This window comes from Paeniglutamicibacter sp. Y32M11 (assembly GCF_019285735.1).
GTDB lineage: Bacteria > Actinomycetota > Actinomycetes > Actinomycetales > Micrococcaceae > Paeniglutamicibacter.
This window is the reverse complement of record NZ_CP079107.1, coordinates 1,630,318-1,651,206: the sequence shown is the minus strand read 5'-3', so window position 1 is coordinate 1,651,206 and position 20,889 is coordinate 1,630,318. Positions and strand designations below refer to the sequence as shown.

22 protein-coding genes, 1 pseudogene and 1 riboswitch are annotated in these 20,889 nt (G+C 60.6%); of the genes and pseudogenes, 4 read left to right on the top strand and 19 right to left on the bottom strand.

Annotation, left to right across the window (positions count from 1 at the left end):
- Positions 1-10: 10 nt before the first annotated feature.
- A pseudogene (locus tag KUF55_RS07235) lies at positions 11-1,563 on the bottom strand (APC family permease).
- Positions 1,560-2,594: an agmatine/peptidylarginine deiminase gene (locus KUF55_RS07230; RefSeq protein WP_218818436.1), complete on the bottom strand. Its 1,035-nt coding sequence runs from the start codon at positions 2,592-2,594 to the stop codon at positions 1,560-1,562. The pseudogene KUF55_RS07235 and the gene KUF55_RS07230 overlap by 4 nt, the downstream one beginning before the upstream one ends.
- 216 nt (positions 2,595-2,810) lie before the next feature.
- On the opposite strand from KUF55_RS07230, the gene KUF55_RS07225 reads away from it, so the two are divergent.
- Positions 2,811-3,494, top strand: coding sequence for a TetR/AcrR family transcriptional regulator (locus KUF55_RS07225; RefSeq protein ID WP_218818435.1), 684 nt, complete (start codon positions 2,811-2,813; stop codon positions 3,492-3,494).
- On the opposite strand, the gene KUF55_RS07220 is transcribed toward KUF55_RS07225, so the two are convergent.
- The 4 genes from KUF55_RS07220 to KUF55_RS07205 form a co-directional block, all read right to left on the bottom strand.
- Positions 3,483-4,259: a GNAT family N-acetyltransferase gene (locus tag KUF55_RS07220; RefSeq protein ID WP_218818434.1), complete on the bottom strand. Its 777-nt coding sequence runs from the start codon at positions 4,257-4,259 to the stop codon at positions 3,483-3,485. The two genes, KUF55_RS07225 and KUF55_RS07220, sit on opposite strands and share 12 nt — an antisense overlap.
- Positions 4,234-5,004: an imidazole glycerol phosphate synthase subunit HisF gene (hisF, locus tag KUF55_RS07215; protein ID WP_132364955.1), complete on the bottom strand. Its 771-nt coding sequence runs from the start codon at positions 5,002-5,004 to the stop codon at positions 4,234-4,236. The genes KUF55_RS07220 and hisF overlap by 26 nt, the downstream gene beginning before the upstream one ends.
- Positions 5,005-5,096: 92 nt before the next feature.
- Entirely contained in the window at positions 5,097-5,945 is an 849-nt protein-coding gene (gene hisG, locus KUF55_RS07210; protein WP_218818433.1) for an ATP phosphoribosyltransferase, read from the bottom strand.
- Between the two features lie 109 nt (positions 5,946-6,054).
- Positions 6,055-6,318, bottom strand: coding sequence for a phosphoribosyl-ATP diphosphatase (locus KUF55_RS07205; protein WP_132364953.1), 264 nt, complete (start codon positions 6,316-6,318; stop codon positions 6,055-6,057).
- 517 nt (positions 6,319-6,835) lie between these two features.
- Here KUF55_RS07205 and KUF55_RS07200 point away from each other — a divergent pair.
- Together KUF55_RS07200 and KUF55_RS07195 are read left to right on the top strand one after the other, a co-directional pair.
- Positions 6,836-7,378, top strand: a complete 543-nt coding sequence (locus tag KUF55_RS07200; RefSeq protein ID WP_218818432.1) for a DinB family protein — start codon at positions 6,836-6,838, stop codon at positions 7,376-7,378.
- A 234-nt stretch (positions 7,379-7,612) separates the two neighbouring features.
- Entirely contained in the window at positions 7,613-8,125 is a 513-nt protein-coding gene (locus tag KUF55_RS07195) for a tetratricopeptide repeat protein (RefSeq protein ID WP_218818431.1), read from the top strand.
- A 112-nt stretch (positions 8,126-8,237) separates the two neighbouring features.
- Here KUF55_RS07195 and KUF55_RS19015 read toward each other — a convergent pair whose 3' ends face one another.
- Positions 8,238-8,603: a ClpX C4-type zinc finger protein gene (locus KUF55_RS19015; RefSeq protein WP_370630986.1), complete on the bottom strand. Its 366-nt coding sequence runs from the start codon at positions 8,601-8,603 to the stop codon at positions 8,238-8,240.
- 147 nt (positions 8,604-8,750) lie between these two features.
- Between KUF55_RS19015 and KUF55_RS07185 the strand changes: the two genes are divergently transcribed.
- Entirely contained in the window at positions 8,751-9,998 is a 1,248-nt protein-coding gene (locus KUF55_RS07185) for an MFS transporter (protein ID WP_218818429.1), read from the top strand.
- A 94-nt stretch (positions 9,999-10,092) separates the two neighbouring features.
- On the opposite strand, the gene KUF55_RS07180 is transcribed toward KUF55_RS07185, so the two are convergent.
- The 12 genes from KUF55_RS07180 to KUF55_RS07125 form a co-directional block, all read right to left on the bottom strand.
- Complete coding sequence (locus tag KUF55_RS07180; RefSeq protein WP_255557367.1) at positions 10,093-10,662, bottom strand: GNAT family N-acetyltransferase; 570 nt, start codon at positions 10,660-10,662, stop codon at positions 10,093-10,095.
- Between the two features lie 222 nt (positions 10,663-10,884).
- The gene (locus tag KUF55_RS07175; RefSeq protein ID WP_218818428.1) at positions 10,885-11,466 is read right to left on the bottom strand and encodes a dihydrofolate reductase family protein; all 582 of its coding nucleotides are present in this window, start codon (positions 11,464-11,466) and stop codon (positions 10,885-10,887) included.
- A gap of 125 nt (positions 11,467-11,591) precedes the next feature.
- Positions 11,592-12,074 (bottom strand): 6,7-dimethyl-8-ribityllumazine synthase, encoded by a 483-nt coding sequence (gene ribH / locus KUF55_RS07170; RefSeq protein WP_132364948.1) that lies wholly within the window; start codon positions 12,072-12,074, stop codon positions 11,592-11,594.
- Positions 12,071-13,357 carry a 3,4-dihydroxy-2-butanone-4-phosphate synthase gene (gene ribB / locus KUF55_RS07165; protein ID WP_218818427.1) on the bottom strand — a complete coding sequence of 429 codons (1,287 nt, stop codon included), beginning with the start codon at positions 13,355-13,357 and terminating at the stop codon, positions 12,071-12,073. Before ribB ends, ribH begins: the two co-directional genes overlap by 4 nt.
- Entirely contained in the window at positions 13,354-13,986 is a 633-nt protein-coding gene (locus KUF55_RS07160; protein ID WP_132364946.1) for a riboflavin synthase, read from the bottom strand. Before KUF55_RS07160 ends, ribB begins: the two co-directional genes overlap by 4 nt.
- Positions 13,987-13,997: 11 nt before the next feature.
- Complete coding sequence (gene ribD, locus KUF55_RS07155) at positions 13,998-15,050, bottom strand: bifunctional diaminohydroxyphosphoribosylaminopyrimidine deaminase/5-amino-6-(5-phosphoribosylamino)uracil reductase RibD (protein ID WP_218818426.1); 1,053 nt, start codon at positions 15,048-15,050, stop codon at positions 13,998-14,000.
- Positions 15,050-15,751 carry a nicotinamide riboside transporter PnuC gene (gene pnuC, locus KUF55_RS07150; RefSeq protein ID WP_132364944.1) on the bottom strand — a complete coding sequence of 234 codons (702 nt, stop codon included), beginning with the start codon at positions 15,749-15,751 and terminating at the stop codon, positions 15,050-15,052. The genes ribD and pnuC overlap by 1 nt, the downstream gene beginning before the upstream one ends.
- A 150-nt stretch (positions 15,752-15,901) precedes the next feature.
- Positions 15,902-16,052: riboswitch (FMN riboswitch) on the bottom strand.
- Between the two features lie 20 nt (positions 16,053-16,072).
- Entirely contained in the window at positions 16,073-16,744 is a 672-nt protein-coding gene (gene rpe, locus KUF55_RS07145) for a ribulose-phosphate 3-epimerase (protein WP_132364943.1), read from the bottom strand.
- Positions 16,745-16,780: 36 nt separating this feature from the next.
- Entirely contained in the window at positions 16,781-18,340 is a 1,560-nt protein-coding gene (locus KUF55_RS07140) for an RsmB/NOP family class I SAM-dependent RNA methyltransferase (protein WP_132364942.1), read from the bottom strand.
- Positions 18,337-19,275, bottom strand: a complete 939-nt coding sequence (gene fmt, locus KUF55_RS07135) for a methionyl-tRNA formyltransferase (RefSeq protein WP_132364941.1) — start codon at positions 19,273-19,275, stop codon at positions 18,337-18,339. Before fmt ends, KUF55_RS07140 begins: the two co-directional genes overlap by 4 nt.
- The gene (gene def / locus KUF55_RS07130) at positions 19,272-19,847 is read right to left on the bottom strand and encodes a peptide deformylase (RefSeq protein ID WP_218818425.1); all 576 of its coding nucleotides are present in this window, start codon (positions 19,845-19,847) and stop codon (positions 19,272-19,274) included. Before def ends, fmt begins: the two co-directional genes overlap by 4 nt.
- Before the next feature lie 122 nt (positions 19,848-19,969).
- Positions 19,970-20,821, bottom strand: a complete 852-nt coding sequence (locus tag KUF55_RS07125) for a cytochrome (protein ID WP_218818424.1) — start codon at positions 20,819-20,821, stop codon at positions 19,970-19,972.
- Positions 20,822-20,889: the final 68 nt, after the last annotated feature.

Below are 20,889 nucleotides of genomic sequence, written 5' to 3'. Positions count from 1 at the left end.
TGTCTGGGGCTCAGGGTTGTTGTTTGTTGGAGGCCGGTGCCCGCTGCGGCAGACTCTGCCCGGAGAAGAAGGCGGGGCGACGTGCCGCGGCCCCCACCAGCAAGAGCGCACCCAGGGCGATAATTCCCACACCGCTGACAAAGACCAGACCCACGCCAAAGACCTCGGATCCCGACCCATAGGCCGGGTCCCAGGAAGCAATGGCGGTCTGCATGAAGACCGCCACCAAGGCGAGGCCGCCCAACAGTGGGGCCAGCAAGCGCAGCAGGAAGTTTCGCAGCGAGTCCAGCGCGGTGCGCCTGAAGTACCAGACGCAGGCAAGGGCCGTGATGCCGTAGTAGAAGCAGATCATCATGCCTAACGCCAGGATGGTGTCATTGAGGACGTTATTGCTCACGACCCGCATCACTGCGTAGAACCCGGCCGAGACACCACCTGCGATGAGTGTGGCGAAGGCCGGTGAGTTGAACCGGTTGATCTTGGTAAATTTCTGCGGCAGCGCACCATGATGCGCAATTGCCAGCAGCGATCGGGCCGGGGAGATCATCGTGGACTGCAGCGACGCGGCACAGGAGGACAGCACCGCGAGCGAGAGCAGGATCGCGTAGGGGCCCATGACGGGAGTTGCGATGGAGGTGAAGACGTTTGCGGAGTTCTCCGGGTACCCAGGCCCAGCCCGGTGTCACCAACACCGGCAAACATCACCGTGGCGATGGAGCCGATCAGGTAAATCGCCAACACGCCGATGGCCGTGAGCGCCGCGGCCATGCCGGAAGTCTTCTCACCGTTTTTGGTTTCTTCGGTCATGGTCAGGCACACGTCCCAGCCCCAGAAGGCAAAGATTGACAGGCTCAGGCCAATCGCGAAGGCGGAGAAGGAATCGATGTGCAGTGGGTTGAACCAGGCGGCGTCAAAGGCCAGATGTCCCGGCTGGTTGGCCGCCTTGGAGAGGGCGCCGAAAACAAAGCAGGCGAGTACCAGCAACTGGAATCCCACCAAGATGTACTGGACCAAACGCGTGGTTCTCAGCCCACGGCAGGCAATGAAGACCGCCGCACCGACAAAACTCAGGCAGGTGAGAATGTTGATCAGGCTATTGTCGGCCAGTTCGGCCAGCTCCGGGTTTCCCGTGGCCTGTGCCAGAAACAGGTAAAGGAAGTCCACCGCCACACCGGCGAGGTTGGAGAGGACAATAATGTTGGCAGCCAGCAGACCCCAACCTCCCAGCCAGCCCAGGGCCGGGCCGAAAGCCTGGCTCACCCAGGTGAAGGTGGTCCCCGAGTCAGGGGTGTCCGCGTTGAGTTCCCGGTAGGCCAGCGCAACCAGGAACATCGGGATGAAACCGATGATGAAGATCGCCGGCAGCTGCGTGCCGATCGCCTGAACCGTGGGCCCGAGCGAGGAGGTCAACACGTAAACCGGGGCAATGGTGGAAATGCCGATCATGACAGCGGCAAAAAGTCCCAGCTGGCCGGACGCCAAGCCCTTGCCGCGTACCGATCCCGAGGTCGCCGAGGGATCCTGGGTGATCCGCCGGCGTTGCTTCAGCGTTGGGAAGCTCATGATGTGGTGTCCCTGACGACGGGTTCCTGCTGGGTGATGCAGTGGATGCCGCCACCACGGGCAAAGAGCTCGCGGGCGTCGACCCCCACGACCTTGCGTCCCGGGTAGGCCTCGGCCAGGACACCAAGGGCCACGTCGTCCTGGGGATCGTTAAAGGTGCAGGCGATCACCCCATCGTTGATGACCAGGTGGTTGATGTAGCTGTAGTCGACGAAGCCTTCTTCATCTCGCAGAACGACTGGAGCGGGGACCTCCACTATGGTGAAGGCCCTACCCTTAGCGTCGGTGGCTCCGGTAAAGGAGGCGATGATTTCTTGGCTAACGGTGTGGTCCGGGTGTTTGGGGTTCTGCTGGGAGTGGACCAAGACGGTGCCCGGAGAACAAATCGTTGCCACGATGTCCACGTGGCCGCGGGAACCAAATTCCTGCGCATCACGTGTCAGTCCGCGGGAGAGCCAATGAACCTTCGTGGCGCCGATGGTGCGGGCGAATTCCGCTTCAACCTCGGCCTTGGTCATGCCGGGGTTGCGTCGTGGATCCAGCTGAACGGTTTCGGTCGCTAGCACCGTTCCTTCACCGTCAACGTGGAAGCCTCCTCCCTCGTTCACCAGGGAAGAATCGATGCGCTCAACTCCGGCCCACGCGGCGACGGCGGCACCGATCTGCGCATCTTTGTCCCAGCTGGCCCAGGACTGGGCACCCCAACCGTTAAACACCCAGTCGATCGCACCCAGCTCCCCCGCATCGTTGGTGACGAAGGTGGGCCCGATGTCACGCATCCAGGCGTCGTTGAGTTCCGCGCTGCGAATCGTAATCCGGTCGTCCAGGTAGCGTGCTGCGATATGTGTGTCAGCCGGGTCCACCACCATGGTGACGGGTGCAAATTCTGCCACAGCATGAGCCACGTTTGCCCAGGTTGATCGGGCAGCATGGGCGGCGTCTTCGGTTGTTCCTAGGGTGTACCCCTCGTGGGGAAAGGCCATCCAGACGCGCTTCTGTGCCGAGGTTTCGGCGGGCATAATCCAGCTCATGGGAGTGATCTCCTGCAAATTCGTGATGTGCTAACAAACTCTCGGCCGGGCCGATGAAGCGGCCTCGAACACTTGGATGCGAGACCGTAGTCACATTAAATGAATGTCGTTCGTTTTATTATGGTGTCTTGCATCACGCGGCGCAAGAGGTAAACCGAATTTCATTCGTTAGACTAATTGCAGTAAGTTCCCCGTTGACTTCAGGAGCAGCATCAGATGGCACGCCCCAGCACTCCCAAACTGTCAGCGCAGGCCATTGCCGCATCAGCGTTGGCGCTGGTAGATACCCACGGCGAGTTCACTATTCCGGCCCTAGCGAAGGCCATGGCCGTTAGCCCGTCCTCGCTCTACAACCATGTTTCGTCCAAGGACGACATCGTTGAATTGATGCGTGGCCGGGCCATGGGGGAAATCGAGCTGCCGGGGTCCGACGGCGATTGGATCGACACACTGAGGCAAATCGCTCGGGGGTACATGCGCTCGTATGCCAAACATCCGAAATTGATTCCCCTGCTGACCGCCCACACCGTACGCGACGAAGGAACCCTGCGGGTCTACGATCTGCTGGCCGAGGCCTTCCGCAACGGTGGGTTTACTCCCGGAGATTCCTTGGCCGCCATCACCGTGCTGGATTCCTTTGTCCTCGGTTCCGCGCTGGATGCGGCCGCCCCGCCGCAGGTATGGGAATCCACCGAAGAAAGGTCCGCGGCCTGGCGTGCGGCCATCGATGCGGGACAAGGAGTCGAAAACCGGGCGGAGAAAACCTTCGAATACGGTCTGGAAATCCTATTGAACGGTTTTCGCCAGCAGGCTGGCGAGTTTCAGCGCGAGGGGCTCGCTCGGGGAACCGAAGCAGCCACAACGGCCGGTAAATCACACCAACCCGACTCAGCTGCCTGAGAGCGGCTCCACCCGGTAGTGATAGCGGGAGATGGTTTCGAATCCCAGGGATTCATAAAGTTTTCGCGCCACGGCATTTGATTCAACGACTTGCAGCCAAACACCGTCAAGCCCACGAGCGGCGGCCTCGATCAGCACGGCTTGCACGATGGCCCGGCCGTGTCCACGGGATCGGGATTCTTCCCGGGTGGCCACCGCATAGATTCCGCCGAGGGGACCGACTCGAGCGAGCCGCGCAACGGCTTCGATGCGTCCATCGGCCACCAGGGAAACGTAACTGGACGAGGTGCGGGCCAAGATGCTCTGGCTCAGCGTCTGCCCGGCAGACTCGTGAGGCCCCTCGACGGACCACCAGGTCTCCAACCATTGCTGGCTGGGTTCATCGGCAAAGTGGATACGAGGATCAATTTCTGAGCTCGCACCGGGGCCGGGCTCACCAAGTGCCAGGTATTGGACCACCGTGGGCGAATCTTTTGCATAACCGCGCTCGGCGAGCATCCGGTCGAGGTCCACTGGCTTTGCGTCGGGGCTGATCTGAAATATCGCGGGCAAGCCTCGGCGTGCGTATCGTTCCTCGATGGCCTCAAAGGCCAGGAAAGTATCCGCGGGCGACAGGAGCGGCAATACGGAGTTAGCCCGTTTGGTCACTCCCCCGGAATAGCGGGCGAGCCAACCGTCAAGCGCCTCTTCTTCCAGCGCCCGCCAGCCCCTGGACATGATCTTGTCCAGGGCCGCAGGTTTAGCGAACCGGGAAACCGGCTTCACGGATGGCGTCCTTGACCTGCTTGATCATGTCATCGGGGCCGAAGTGGAAAATTGAGGCAGCCAGGACGGCGTTGGCGCCCGCTTCGATGGCCGGCGGGAAGTGCTCTGGTCCACCGGCACCTCCCGAGGCGATCAAGGGCACGCTCACTGCGGCACGGACGGCGCGGATCATTTCCAGATCAAAACCGTCTTTCGTGCCGTCGGCGTCGATGGAGTTCAGCAGAATTTCTCCCACACCGCGCTCCGCCGCTTCCTTGGCCCAGGCCACGGCGCAACGGCCGGTGCCCTTACGTCCACCATGGGTGGTGACTTCAAAACCGGACGCGACGTTGGGGTCATCGGTGCGCTTGGCATCCAGGGAGAGCACGAGTACCTGTGAGCCGAAACGTTGTGTGATTTCGTTGATCACCTCGGGGCGATCAACGGCCGCGGTGTTAATGGAGGCCTTATCCGCTCCGGCACGCAGCAGACGATCCACGTCTTCTACGGCACGCACACCGCCGCCAACGGTGAGCGGGATGAAAATTTCCTCGGCGGTCTTGGCGACCACGTCGTAGGTGGTCTCGCGGTTGCCCGATGATGCCGTGACATCCAGGAAGGTGATTTCATCGGCGCCGGCGGCGTTGTAACGCTTGGCCAGTTCCACGGGGTCACCGGCGTCCCGAAGACCCTCGAAGTTCACACCCTTAACGACTCGTCCGGCATCAACATCGAGGCAGGGGATCACGCGGATCGCAACGGTCATGAGAGGTGCTCAACTCCTGGAAATGTCACTACAGAGGATGGGGTGTTTGGTGCCGAGAATGGTGGGGCTTTGCGAGGCAAAGCCCCACCACACTAGATGCGGCAGGCGTGGATCTGGCTGACCAAAATCGCGCGAGCGCCCAGGTCGTAGAGCTCGTCCATGATGTTGTTGGTCTGATTCTTGAGCACCATGGCGCGCACGGCGACCCAATCCGAGTCCTGCAGCGGAGAGACGGTCGGTGATTCCAGACCCGGAGTCAAGGCGGTGGCCTCTTCAACCAGATCCTTGCGCACGTCGTAGTCGAGCATGACGTAGCGGCGTGCCACCAGCACACCCATCAGACGGCGCTTGAGGACCTCAAGTCCGGCGGGGGTGCGACCGGTGCGACCAATGAGTACGGCTTCCGACTTCAGGATGGGAGCTCCGAAGACCTCCATGCCGGCTGCCTTCAGCGTGTTTCCGGTTTCCACCACATCGGCGATGGCATCGGCCACGCCGAGGCGTACCGAGGATTCCACGGCGCCGTCGAGGCGGACTACCGAGGCATCGATGTTGTTCGTGGCCAGGTACGCACGCAGCAGCGCGTCATAGCTGGTGGCGATGCGCTTGCCCGAGAGTTCCTGCGCCGAGGCGAAGGTTCCTGCGGGTCCGGCAAAGCGGAAGGTGGAGGCACCGATGCCCAACGGCAATACTTCATCAACGTGATCGTTAACCTCGGCGTCAAGGTACAGGTCGCGACCGGTGATGCCGACGTCAAGGATGCCGCCGCCAACATAAACGGCGATGTCCCGGGGGCGAAGATAGAAGAACTCCACCTCGTTCTCGGGATCAACCATGACCAGTTCACGGCTGTCGCGGCGCTGGACGTATCCGGCCTCCAACAACATGGTCGAGGCGATTTCGGACAGGGCTCCCTTATTGGGAAGTGCTACTCGCAACATAGTGCGGTTCTCTTTTCAGACTGTGTGGGGGTATTACGGCATAAGGACAACAAATTGGTGCTTGTTGGCCACCGCTGCACGGGAGACGAAATCATCCCGAATGCGGCGGCTAGAGATGCTTGTAAACGTCCTGCAGAGTCAGACCTTTGGCGATCATCATCACCTGGAGGTGGTAGAGCAGCTGGGAGATTTCTTCGGAGGTAGCCTCGTCGGATTCGTATTCGGCAGCCATCCAAACTTCGGCGGCTTCCTCCACGACCTTCTTGCCGATGCCATGAACGCCGGAATCCAGTTCGGTGATGGTACGCGAACCTTCGGGGCGGGCCTTGGCCTTCGCGGAGAGCTCCTCGAAGAGAGTGTCAAAAGTTTTCACATACTAAGGGTAGCTTGGCCGATTGTCGACATTCGCAACGGCACCCCCAATGTGACGAACGGTATCACCTGGGTACCGAACGTGACGCGGTTGCGACTCATGACCGTGTATATGGCCCTACGCGTTGATTGACCTGCCGCCGAGTCCGCCAGCGGGCACGGATGTTACGTGGATCGTTGGCCCTCCACGTTGATTCAGGTCGGCGGGAGAACCGTTCTCCCCTCACCACCGGTTCTAAGATTCAGAGATGCCCCACGATTCCGGTGCAGGTCACATTCGAACTCACCGTTTTAGGCGCACGTCTCACCCATGTGGTGAAGCACCTTGCTGACGGTCCTCCGGCGCACCGGGAAACCATCAAGGAATCCCGCGTGGTAGGCGACACGGCGAACGTCGGCCGCATGATCCATTAGCCTCCAGCGCGACTTCTTTTTCTTGTACGTGGATCCGCCGCTCGGCGAAGCTGAAGCATTCACCGATAGTCGTTCGGGCGATGGCTCCGTGCTAATCTCGGCCCGTGAGCGATCAGAATGCGATTCCCCCAGAGTCAAAAGACTGGTCCATCGTGACCGAACTAGGTTGCACGGAATGTGGCTATTCACCTCATCCACGACAAGATACCGCGAGCCGCCTTCGCGGTACCGCGCTGGCTTGGCGGGCAATACTCGAAAATCCAAATGCCACCAAGCGAACGATGCCTCAGCGGTGGTCGCCGCTTGAATATGCGGCTCACGTCCGCGACATGTGCAGGCTCGCGGGCGAACGTGTAGAACTCATGCTGACGCAAAACGCTCCCACCTTTTCCAACTGGGATCAAGACGAGCAGTCCGTTATCAACGACTATTTCAACGCCGAGCGTCTTTTGATCGCCGCGGATCTCGATCGTGAGTTGGAATTTGCTGCTCGTGTTTTCGATGGGGTTCCGGCCAGCAGCTGGGATCGTGAAGGGCTTCGCGGTGATGGAAAATTATTTACGGTGGAGTCCTTTGCATCTTTTGTCCTCCATGAGGTCGAACACCACCTTCTAGACGCCAACCAGGGTGTACTCCAAGCCGTCTAGAGTGCCGTCGCTGGCCGGCCTGGAAGGGCGCGCCTCCTGATATCTGCACCAGGGAATCAACATGTTTTTCTGGGCCGATGAGTTCAGCTGCGTCGTGGTTCCCCGTTCTACCGCACGTTCGGGGTCTCTTGGCGAGACGAAAACGTGCGTTTTTTCGCGCGCCAACGCCAACGCCAATTCCGTTCACGAGCCAGCGGCCGTCCGAGGATCGATGTCTGTGTAAGACTGGGCGGCATGGAACTCAACGACGAGCTTGACAGGATTTTCGCCCTCCGAGACCGGGACAATATGCAGCCGACCATCGAGGCGTTACTCCCCCTCTATGCGGCCCATCCCGCTAATTCTCGGGTGCTCTACGAGGTAGGCGGGGCGTATGACACCGCCGGCCAAGAAGAAGCCGCGTTGGAATTTTATGAGCGCGCCCTTGACTCCGGCTTGGACGGTGACCTGCTGCGCCGCTGTTATCTCCAATATGGTTCAACCTTGCGGAACATTGGAGAACACGAAATGTCTCGGGAAATCTTCACCAGGGCGCGCAAGGCTTTTCCAGAATCCCCCTCGTTGAGGGTTTTCGAGGCCATCACTCTCCATGGCGCCGGTAACCCAAATGAAGCCGTTGCTTCGCTGCTAGAGCTGATAGCCGACGTCGTCGACTCTCCGGATCTGGAGCGATACAAGCCGGCCATCAGCGCCAATGCCGCCTTTATCCGGTCGTTGGGTACGTCGGTGGATGGTGGAAGGTCATAGTTCATCCATTCTTCGGGCGGTGGCCAAGGAAACAACCGGCCTGATGTGACTTTTCCAGAGAGCTGAGAAGCTCGGTATCAACGCTCGTGGCGAGGATCCTCTGCGAGGCCGGTTACGGTGAACCCTCTGCATTGGGAACAGTATCCGTCTGACGGAATCGTTCCCACGCCGATTGTCGTGACATTCCCAAAGACTCACCTATGCTTGCCCAGCTCAGTTTGCGTTCCCGGGCAGCAGTGACCCAGTTACGTAGATGAATCTCAATGTCATCACGTGCTTTCGCCACGCGCGGAAGCTGCTGGAGGAGTTCGGCGTCGTTATATCTGTCCCAGGGAGCACGCGGAATGGGCTGGATTTCGGTTGCTGCCTGTGCCAAAAGCACGAGCGCTGCCTCCGCACAGGGCCGACAGATGCCCACCGCCGGAGCCCCTACTAAAACGCCAGTTTGCTCACGCGGTCGAAGGCAGAACGAACACATAAACGGTTGATCGGGGTTGGCCATGTGCTGTACTCCGCCGATTTCTTTTCCCATAGACCCAGTCTAGACAGACCTCTTGCATTGTCAGGTTTTACCTGACACTCTGTAAGGCAATGCCTGACAACAAGTGACGGGGAAACCATGACCATGCACGATCCACCCGCCGTAGCCGAGCAAACTTCCTCGACGCTTCCGCGGTCCTTCACTTTTTTGTTGGCCACCAGCGCTGCCGAGGGATTTGGGGATGTGCTCGCTCGCACGCTGTTGCCGATCCTCGCGGTCACCGTCCTGGGATTCGGAACCGGATTTGTCGGTGTGCTCAATTCCATCGGGTTAGCCGCATTCCTGCTTCTCGGTATGCCGATCGGCATGTTCATCGAACGCCGACAAAACCGACGCCACGTCATGGGAACTGCCAGCCTGACGAGGTGTCTGGCCCTGCTCGGGCTCACGCTTGCGTACTATCAAGGTTGGCTATCTGGCGCCGTGCTGATTAGTGTCGCGGTAGTCCTCGGTCTTGCCGATGTCTCGTTCACGACCGCACAAAGCACCATTATCCCGAGGATCGCGCCAGACAATCGGCTGAAGACCGCGTATTCCCGGCTCACTATCGTCAACCAATCGGCCTCCACCGTTGCCGCGGCAACGGGGAGCCTCATGCTGGGATTGCTCGGTGTGCCGGGCATGATGTGGGCGTCGGTATGTTCCTATGCGGGATCACTCTTGTTCCAACGAGGAATAAGGATCGACCGAGAACATCCCGCGCGCGGACCGTCCAACCGTGCCAAGGGGAAACTTCGCGACGGCTTCCATACCTTGTATCGCCTTCCTGCTCTACGAGCACTGACGCTATCCGCAGCACTGACAAACGCCGGAGCCATGGTAGGCAACACCGTCTTGCCGGTCTTCCTGCTGCGTGATCTCGACATTGCCCCGGCCGTTTTCGCCGGGCTAGGAATCATCTCGGCAATCGGCGCCATTCTTGGCGCGGGACTCGCTCCGCGACTTTCCGCTAAATTCGGGCTCAAGTCCCTGCGCAGTGCAGCGGCAATCCTCTCGGTACCAGCGGTGGCCATGGCCATCGCCTGTCAACAACTGCCGGGATCCGAGCTGATCTGGCTCTCGGCCCAATCCGCGGGCTGGAGCTTCCTGGTGTCGGTATCCTCCGTCGCCGGGGCAGAGGTCCTTCCACGTAGTGTTTCGCCGCAGGAACTGGCGGCCGTGGGATCGGCCCAACGGACCATCACGCTAGGCATTATGCCCATCGTTGCGCTACTCGGCGGAGGCCTCGCGATACTTACCGGGCCGGTGCCACTGCTCTTTGCCTGGGCAGGACTTGCCGGTGCCGCAGCACTCCCGATCATGCGGACTCAGTCGCTCACAACATTCCGCTAGGCAATCGCCGATGATTCGGCTACCCCGGCGACCGCGCCAGCATGAGGCCAGCTAACAACGCCCCCAACGGCGCAAGGCAACCTGAATCATGGTGCTAGTTGCCTAATACCTCTGATGAGTCCTCATCGTGCAGCAATACCTGGTAGAGATTATGGTCCTGCCATTTACCGGCGATATGTAGGTAACGTGGAGCCACCCCAATGTGTTCGAATCCGGCCTTGAGCAACACTCGCTGGGAACCAATATTGTGCAGCAGAGTACTCGCTTCCAGGCGATGTAACCCGAGGTCTACACGGGCCGTCTCAACGATCAGACGGACCGCGGCTGATGCCAGTCCGCGGCCGGCGTATTTACCATCCACCCAGTAGCCCAGACCCGCGCTTTGGAATGGTCCACGCACGATGCCGGCCAGATTAAAACGACCCACGAGAGTGTCCCCCGCAAACAATCCCAGTGGGTAGCCTTCTCCGGATTCGGTCATCTTAAGCCGCCTGACGATGTCTTCCGCCTGCCAGCTCTCGGTGTAGTACTCCTCGGGGCGTACCGGCTCCCAGGGCGAAAGATACTCACGATTGCGAACGTACGCGGCGGCAAGCATTGCGGAATCATGTGGACGCAGCAAGCGCAGGTGAACTTCTTCATTAAGCTGGCGAGATTTAAACACATCTCAACACTACTGGTGATCGCCGCGGCACATTCGAAAATCTAGATTGATTCAGCAATAACGCTCACAACTCATCCTCCGACGGGACAAGGGCGCGAAGTTCACGGCATCACCGGCTCTCATTTACCCCAGCGAGGCAATGGCCGCCTCAATGGCGGCTGGCGCGTTGATCCCAGCGCAGTGCCGCTCGCATCGGACGTCCATACATAGGGCCCAAACCGCTCAACGACGCACCCGATAGCGCAGGTGAAGCACCCGGTTGCCCTGAATCACCACATCGGGATCATCTAAGAGGTGCTGTGCGTGGACCGACCCGAAGTAGCGCTTGCCGGATCCGAACACGACGGGAGCGACATCCATACGCACCTCGTCGACCAGGCCAGCGGCAAGTATCTGGCCACCAACCTCGCCAGCGGCGATCTCAACGATGCGCTCCCCCGCGAGTTTCTGCGCCATGCTCACGGCTGCTTCAATCCCGTCGACGAAGTGAAACGGCGCTTCGGGGTCCCAGCCCGCCGGTCTAGGCCGGTGTGTCACGACAACGACGTGCTCAACCCCGCTCGGCGGAACCCCGTCCCAGCCGTCCGTCATATCGAAGACGTGGCGGCCGACGATGGTCACCCCGATCTGGTCCCAGTACGCCCGTGTGTAATCGTAGGAGCTCTGCGCCACCTTCAGCACGCCGCTCTCGTCCAACGGGATATCTCCGCTGGTCAACCAGTCGAACAGCGGTCCGGGTTGGTCGATCTCGTCCGCGATGAAGCCGTCTACCGACATCGAACCGTACATGACCACCTTGCCCACGGGGCGCTCCTTTGTTATGAGGTGCTCATAGTACCGAGGCGAATCGGCAACAAACAAGAATGCCGTGCGCATCCGTGCCCCCAGTGTCGGGGGCACGGATGCGCACGGCATCATGCAGGTGGGATCTAGCGGCGAGCCAGCGCAACAGCGGTCTGCAGACCGGCGCTCATTGCCTCATAGCCCTTATCCTCAACGGAGCCTTCGAGACCCGCACGAGCAATTGCTTGTTCTTCGTTGTCACAGGTCAATACGCCGAATCCGACAGGAACACCGGTGCGCACGGAAACATCGGTCAGTCCCATGGTCGCTCCCTGGCAGACGAAGTCGAAGTGCGGGGTACCACCGCGGATGACCACGCCCAGAGCGATGACGGTGTCATAGGCATGCGCCAGACGCGCCGCGGCGACCGGTAGCTCAAAGGTTCCGGGAACGCGGATGACCTCGGGGGTGGCAATCCCGGCGTCGGCTGCGGCCCGTAGCGCTCCGTCAACGAGTCCGTTCATAATTTCCGTGTGCCAGCTGGCGGCGACGATCACTGCCCGTAGACCGGTTTTGCCTGCTACAGCTAGTTCGTTGGCTCCGACGATCGGTGCTCCGTGTCCGCTCATGATTGTGCTCCTGGATTGGTAATGGTCTCATTTGTTGGCAACTGCAATGTGTGATGCAACAGCTCTTGCTTGGTGCGAAGGTACTCGAGGTTTTCCGGCCGCGCGGCAACCCGCGTGGGGACACGTTCAGCGACGGTGATGCCCGCCTGATCCAGCCATTCTTCCTTCAACGGGTTGTTGGTGATCAACCGGATCGTCTCGATTGCCATGGCGTGGAGGATGGCGGCTGCACCGTCGTAGGTGCGCGCATCAACCGGCAGACCCAGCTGCTCGTTGGCGGCAACGGTATTGGCGCCACCATCTTGCAGGGCATAGGCACGAATCTTGTTGGCCAGGCCGATGCCTCGACCCTCATGGCCGCGCAGGTAGATCAGCACACCACCAAATTCGTTGATGGCTTCTAGGCCGGCTGCCAGTTGTTCACCGCAGTCACAGCGGTATGAGCCGAAAACGTCTCCGGTAAGGCATTCGGAGTGCACCCGCACCAGCGGCACGGCCGGCATGGCACCGTCGGGACCTGGTGCACTGAGCGAAAGGTGTTCGGTTCCGCTATTACGCTCGCGCCAAGCACGGACGCTGAACTCGCCGTACGGGGTAGGCAACCGAACCTCCGGTCCCCCCTGCACCGCGGCGGAGCTGGTGCCCACCACCGGTTCGGCATCCGAGGCTGCACGCCAGGCGGCCAGGTCCTCGATGCTGATCAGCGGGATATTCCACAGATCGGCGAATTCACGCAAGGCCGGCAGGCGCATCATCGAGCCGTCGTCGTGGACGAGCTCGGCAATGACACCCACGGGTTCCAGGCCTGCTGCGACACAGAGGTCCACCGAGGCTTCGGTGTGACCCCGGCGCACCAGCACCCCGCCGTCGACCGCGCGTAGCGGGAAGATGTGTCCGGGACGGGTGATGAGGTCCGGACCCGAAGCCGGGTCGGCCAAGATCCGGGAGGTCAGGGCGCGGTCAGCTGCGCTAATTCCGGTGCTCACACCGTGGGCGGCGTCGCAGGACACCGTGTAAGCGGTGCCCTTGGCGTCCTGGTTGTTCTCCACCATGGGGGGAAGACCCATGGCATCTGCCCGGTCCCCCGTCATCGGGGTGCACACCACGCCGGAGGAGTGTCGGATGGTCCATCCCATGAGTTCTGGAGTGGCCAATTCCGCTGCAAAGATGATGTCGCCTTCGTTTTCACGGTCGGCATCATCAACAACCACGACGGCCTGGCCGGCTGCCATGGCGCTGATGGCAGCGTCGATGGAGTCTAAGCGGATGGGCTCGTTATTCATGATGCGCTACTTTCGCTGGTGCCAAAGGATGCTAGACGCTCGGCGTACTTCGCCATGACGTCCACCTCAAGGTTGACCGATGAACCGGGAATGCGTTGGCCCAAGGTCGTTTCGCGCAGCGTGGTCGGAATGATGCCGACCTCAAACCACTGCGTCTTTTCGGTTGCTGCGGAAACTTCGGTGACCGTCAGGGAAATCCCGTCGATCGCAATGGATCCCTTCTTCGCCACGTATCGTGCCAATTCGAATGGAATCGCAAAACGGAAACGGTCCCAGTCGCCGAGTGATTCGTGCTCGAGCAGGTGACCAACCCCATCAACGTGCCCCTGAACCACGTGTCCGTCGAGCCGCCCGCCGGCTTTAACGCAACGTTCGAGGTTGATGCCCTCACCCAGGGCGAGTTCGCCGATGGTGGTGTGACGCAGAGTTTCACCCATGACGTCGAGGGACAGGATGTCTCCGGTGATGCTGGTGGCCGTGAGGCAGACGCCGTTCACGGCGATAGAACCGCCAAGTTCGAGGTTCTCAGTGTGTTCTGGGGCGCTGATGCGCAGCACCACCGAGTCCGTTTCCGGTGTGGCCTCAATGCCTTCGATACGGCCCATGCCGCTGATAATTCCGGTAAACATAATGTGGTTCCTTAGGAAATTCCGGTGGAGGCCGGAAGTGGTTCAAGGTGAGTGAGAATGTCCGTACCGATGACGCGCACTGCGTCCCCGTCGACGGCATCCAGGCGGAAGCGCAGAGCCGCGTCCAAGGTACCGATCCCTAGCTCTCCCACGGATCCGCGGCCTGCACCGAGGAAGATGGGAGCCTGATAGAGGAATACCTCGTCAACAAGATCTGCGGCGAGGAAGGCCGTGGCAATGGAGGCCCCGCCCTCGATGAGCACGTGATCGATGCCGCGGGCGCTGATCGTTTTGAGGACCGTGAGTGGATCGTGGGACGAAACCTGTTCCCAGTTTCCATCACCCCGCAATGCGGCGTTGGCTGGAACTTCGCTGTGTCCCATCACGATGCGACGAGGCTGAGAGGCGAAGGGTGCACCGTTCTCATCCCGGGCGTTAAGCCGAGGGTTATCGGCCTTCACGGTTCCGGTACCCACCACGATCGCACCGACACGCGAACGTACCTCGTGAGCATGGAGCAATGACGTCGGGGAAGTGATCCATTGGCTGGTTCCATCCGCAGCGGCGATCCGCCCGTCAAGGGTTTGGGCCAGATGCAAGGTAGTGAAGGGACGCCCCGCCGCACGGGCGGCAAACCAACGGTGGTTCAGCTCGGTGGCTTCGGCCTCCAGCAGTCCATGGGACACGTTCACTCCCGCCGCGCGCAGCGCTTCACCTCCCCCGGACGCGGCTTCACCGTCATCAGCTACTGCGTAAATGACGTTGCCGATACCCGAATCGATGATGGCCTGCGAGCAGGGACCGGTCCGGCCGGTGTGGTTACACGGTTCCAAGGTGACCAACATGGTCGCCGAGCGTGCGGCAACGGCATCGATGTTTCCGAGCCTAGTCAACGCGTCGGCCTCGGCATGGGCGGTGCCAGCTCCCCGGTGGTATCCGGTGGACAGAATGGCCCCGGCGGCATCCACGATGACCGCACCCACCAAGGGATTGGCTCCGCGGATGCCGCGGCGTGCCAGTTCTAAGGACAGACGCATGGCGGCTGTTTCGCGAGTTGTTTGCATCAGTTGCTTACCTTCACCGTGGGATCAGGCATTTCGGTTTCGATGCTTGGCTTCGAACCGTTTTTTGCTTTCCACCAGATAAAGAATCCGACCAGGGTAAAGCATCCATAGAACAGATACATAAAGGCGCTAGCGTAGTATCCGGCGCTAAAGAGCAGGGGCACCCCGACGATGTCGACGAGCACCCAAATCAGCCAAAATTCGACGAGCCCCTTGGCCATGCCGTAGGTGGCCAGCAGCGAACCCACAAAGGTCCAGGCATCCGCCCAGACCGGCGCGTAGGAGCCGAGGGCACCAAAGAGCGGGGTGAGCGCGACGGTGCCGACAATCAAGATGCCGGCCAGGCTCAGCCGTTCGGTGGTCGTGGCCCAGCGTGGGGTCACGGCGCTTCCGCCGGATTGCTGGGTAGCTTTCCAGCGGCGCCATCCATAGAAAGACACCGCTATGAACATGATTTGCCGGCCTGCTTGGCCGAGCAGATTGGCGGTTTGGTCGTTGCCGAAGATACTGCCGAGGAAAACCGTGAGCAGCAGGGCATTGCCGATGATGCCAACGGGCCATGCCCAGACCTTGCGACGAATACCGCCAAGGGCGGAGGCAAGTCCAAAGACGTTGCCGACCACTTCACGTACCAGCAGCGCGCTGCTGCCTACCGTGATGTAAGAGTTGAAAGCTTCAATGAGCCACCGCAGAAAATCCATCGTCCTCCTGTCAAGCCGCGATGGCTCCGGGGGTTCGATACGACGGTTCCACCTGATGGCCGGCTCGCAGTTGGAGGACTAGGCTATGGCGAATCTTTTGGATTCGCGGTTCCTAGACCTTGCATACTAGCGAAGGCATTGGTGTTGCGTGTACGTGCTTCTCCCATCCAGACTTTAACTGTCGGTACCGGAATTTCACCAGTTCAACCAAGCGGCGGAGGCTTCTTGTAAGAAGCCTCTTTGGCATGGGTCGCGGACTATAACCGCCGGTTCGGACTTACACCGACCCCGGAGCACGTTGTGTAGTTGTAGCTATCAGTATTACACGGAAAGTGGTGTCTGGGCTGCGAGATTTCTTAATGTGACTACCGCCGCAGCGGGGTCCTCGGTTCCGTAAACGGAGGACCCCGCCACGAAGACGTCGGCGCCGGCCTCGGCGGCGCGCAAGATCGTTTCGCTGGTGACCCCACCATCAACTTGCAAGGCGATGGGCAGACCAGTTCCGTCGATGGCCCGCCGTGCCCGGCGAATCTTAGGAAGCACAATGTCCAAGAATGCTTGTCCCCCGAAGCCAGGTTCCACCGTCATCAGCAGCACCATGTCCAGTTCCGGAAGCATATCCAGGTACGGCTCGATGGGCGTTGCGGGACGCAGCGCCATCGAGGCTCGTGACCCGGCGGCCCGCAGATCCCGAGCCAGCTTGATCGGCGCGGCCGATGCCTCGGCATGGAAGGTCACCGAGGCGGCACCGGCCCGAGCATAGTCAGGTCCCCAGCGGTCAACGTCGTTAATCATCAGGTGTACATCCAGCGGCAGAGCGCTTACCTCGCCCAACCGCTTAACCACCGGGAGCCCGATAGTCAGGTTGGGGACAAAATGGTTGTCCATGACATCCACGTGTACGGCATCGGCGGTGTGGATCCGATGGAGTTCACGCTCGAGATTAGTGAAGTCGGCCGAGAGGATTGACGGATTGATTTGGCAGTTACGCATGGTGATCTTCTTGCTCCTGGCTGGGGAACGGCGGGCTTATGCGGTGCGGGTAAAGAGCGCCATAAACATGGCGTCTGTGCGGTGAATGTGCGGCCACAGCTGAATGGTGCTGCCCGTGCCCACGGTGCGAGTGGCACCGGCAAGACCGGGAAGCGCTGCCGCTTCGAGTGCCGCACCGGTATCAAGCAATTTCGCGTTCTTGTTGCGGGCCAACAGGTCATCCACCACGGCAACAGTTTCGGCCGGGTGCGGTGAACAGGTCACGTAGGCAACGACCCCACCAACACGCACGGCGCTGAGTGCAGCATCCAGCAGCTGACCCTGCAAGACGGTCAGTTCCGCAACATCCTTGGGGGTCTTGCGCCATCGAGACTCCGGGCGCCGGCGCAGTGCGCCAAGACCTGAACAGGGGGCATCAACCATGACTCGGTCATAGCCGCCGGAGAATTCTTCGTCTCCGTATTCGCGGCCGTCGCGCACCGAGATCATCCAGGTGTCCGGATCGATCGCGACCAGTGCCTTGGAGACCAGCTCGGCGCGGTGCTCAGCAGGTTCGTTGGCGGTGAGCCGGGCTCCGTGAATGGTGGCCAGTGCTGCCAGCAGAGCCGCCTTGCCACCGGGACCCGCACACAGATCCAGCCAGTAGCTGTCTTCCCCACCATCGGGCAGTGCGATTCCTGCCAAGGCGCGGGCGACTAGTTGAGAGCCGGCATCTTGAACTCGGGTACTACCTTCGCGCACGGACGCCAGTCGAGCGATGTCCCCGCCCTGGTAGTACGCAGAATCGGCAACCAGTGTCCCGTATTCGGCGCCCTGGTCAAGTGCTTCATCCAGAGAACCGACGCCCGGAAGGGCAACCAGGTTCACGACCGGAGCGAGGTTATCCGCGGCCAGCAGCTCGGTGATCTCCGAGGCGTCACGGCCGTGGGCCACCAACGCTTGGCGCAAGGCGCGAACAATCCATTCGGGGTGCGAGTGGACCAGCGCCGCCGCCGCGTTTTCATCATCTATACCTTCAACGAGCTCACTGCTCCAGGTCTCAATGTCCTTGAGCGAGACCTTGCGCAGCACCGCGTTAATCAGCCCGGAGGCACCGGCACCGATGACCATGCGGGCCAGCGAGACTGTCTCATCCAGGGCCGCATGGCTGGGAACGCGCATGGCTAGCAACTGGTGGGCACCCAAGCGCAGTGCATCGAGAACGGCCGGATCCAGCTGGTCCAGTGGACGGTCAACGCAGCGAGCCAGGATGGCGTCGTAGAGCCCTTGTCCGCGCAGTGCCCCGTAGGTCAGTTCCGTGGCAAAACCTGCGTCTCGGCGGTCCAAGTGATGCTCGCGAATGCGAGCCGGAAGCACGAGGTTGGCATAGGCGTCATGCTCATCAACCGCCCGGAGCACCTCAAATGCCGTCAACCGAGCCTGATCGGCACGTCGGTTACGTGCTGATGGTGCGGAGGCACTGAATTGGCGTGCCCCATTTCCGCTGCCGCCGCGGTTGCGGGTACGGCCCGCGTCGTTACGGCGCGGCGACTCACCGCCACGATTGGACTCATTGCGTCGCGGACGGTCGGAACGTCCCTGTCCAAATTCGCTCATGCGAATTTCACCTCATCCACGGTTCCTGACGCGAGAATCCCCCGCGCCCAATCTGCTGCATTCATCATTTTTTTGCCCGGTGGTTGCACCAGGGCTAATTCCACACCATGAGAACCGGTGCCCACGACCACCCGTGGCTTCTTGCCGCCAGTGATCAGCACCTGCCCCGGGGCCAAATCAACAACATCAACGGCCGGGAGCAGCGGGCCGATCTTAAAGCGTTGCCCCTCCGACTCGGTCCAGGCTCCCGGATCGGGAGTGGTTCCATTGATGCGCCGCCGAATAGCTAAGGCAGGAGCGTTCCAATCGATTCGTCCGTCAACCAAGGTCAACTTGTGAGCGTAGGATCCTTCACCCCTTTGCGGGAGACCAACCAAGGCACCGGCATCAAGGCCAGACAGAGTTTGTGAGAGCAAAACGGATCCGGAGACGGCGAGGCGACCCAAAAGGTCCCCGGCGGTATCGGCAGGATCAATGGTTTCGGTCAAGGTGCCAAAGACGGGACCGGTATCTAGACCTTTTTCCAATTGGAAGGTCACAGCGCCGGTAATCTCGTCCCCGGCCATGATGGAATGCTGCACGGGGGCGGCACCGCGCCACGCCGGAAGCAGCGAGAAGTGCAGGTTGACCCACCCCAGACGGGGAATCCCCAGCGCTTTCTCGGGTACGAGGCCACCGTAGGCAACAATCGCTGCGATATCGGTTTCCAGTGCGGAGATTCTCTCTTGAACTGGTACGTCGATCTTGTTGGCATGAATGATCTCGATCCCCAGTTCAGCTGCACGCGCGGCAACCGGGGAAGGTGTCAGCACGCGTTTGCGTCCGATGGGGGCATCTTCGCGGGTCAGGACCGCCACGACGTTAAATCCGTCGTTTACGAGCTGGTCGAGAGATGCAACGGCAACCTGTGGGGTTCCGGCGAAAAGCACTCTCATGCCTGCTGCCCAAAACTTGCGCCGGCACCGAAGCTGGATCCCAGTGCAGAGCTGCGCTTGGACACGGTGCTTGCGGCGACGGAGTTGTAGTTGGTGTCGCGCAGCTTGCGGAAGGCGTCTTTTTTGGTTTGGCCGGTGAGTCGATCGATATACAGGATTCCGTCAAGGTGATCGGTTTCGTGTTGCAAGCAGCGAGCCAGGAAGCCTTCGCCCTCGACCACTGCGGGATTTCCTTCGACGTCAACACCGGTGGCACGGGTCCAACTGCGGCGGCGTACCGGGTAGCCAAGTCCCGGGATGGAAAGGCACCCTTCGTTCACATCGTCCTGGTACTCATCGCCCAGTTCGAGCACCGGGTTAATCAGGTGTCCTCGTTTGCCAGCGATCTGGTAGGTGAACACCCGTAGGGAGACTCCAACTTGTGGTGCTGCTAGACCGGCACCTTCTACGTTCTCCATTGTTTCGTCCATGTCTGCGACGAGCTTACGCAGTTCGGGACCGAAATCGGTGACCTCGTCTGCGCGGGTTCGGAGGATTGGGTCGCCAACAATGCGAATACCTAAGACGGCCATGAGATCCGGTCTCCCTTCGGCCGGCTGCTGTACCGGCAATGTGCTGTGGATGGAGGAGGTGTGGAGTCAAGTACGCCAGAGTGGTGCACCAGCGCCCCCTGACTATCAGTCTACCGACCGGCTCAGGGCACTAGTGGCGGTGGAGGGCCGACCTCACGCAGAGCAACCCCTGCTTCCCCGACCTTAAGGGTGGCGCCCCATACCTGACGCAGCGACCAAAACTTCGACCAATATGCGGGCAGCACGTCGGGATTCGCCATGACGGTCTGGACCTCGGTTTCACCGATGGCCACACCCAACAGCATCGGGTCTTGTGAGTATTTCCACGGTTCCCAGGTGCCAACGGCCGGGTCAACCACCATTTCTTCGGCCTTGGCTCCGGCAGCCAGCTGCATAATGACCTTCGGATCAAGCGGCTTCACTCGTCCATCTCGACCGGTGCCTCGGGTTTTGTAGTCGATCAGACAAAGTCGACCACCAATAGTGGCCACGAGGTCCAGAGTTCCGGCATAGCCAATACTTTCGTTCCATACGGTGACTTCTGCGGCGAGTGGCTGAACCTGATAGGTGTCCCACCACTCATCGAATCGTCCGGCAAATCCTTCCTCGTTGTTGCTGGCCAATGCCTCACGCGCAGCTGCTGCCTGATGAGGCTTACCCATGGCCCGCAGTGCAATTTGTTCGCAGTACTGGTGCACGCGGTCCCCCCGCGCGGCGGCCGCGTCGCGGTAATCAGCCGCGGCCTTTGATGATTGACGAGCTAGGGCTTTGAGCTTTGCCGAGTTTCCTAGCGCTTCGCCCAGTCTCGGGTCCTGCACCACGGCGGTGGCCGCCATGTGACCTATCCAACCGTCGAGGTCCATTTTTTCCTGTCCGATGACATTAGTAATGGAGGGAACCTGCGGAAGTCCGCCGATTTTCCGGGCATACATGCGTCCAAAGTCCGTCTGATGGGCCAGCGCTGGTGAAGTCATGAACATGATTTTTCCACGTTCCGGCGACGTTTTGGCTCTCATCGCCGTTCGCAAGCATTTCAAAAACC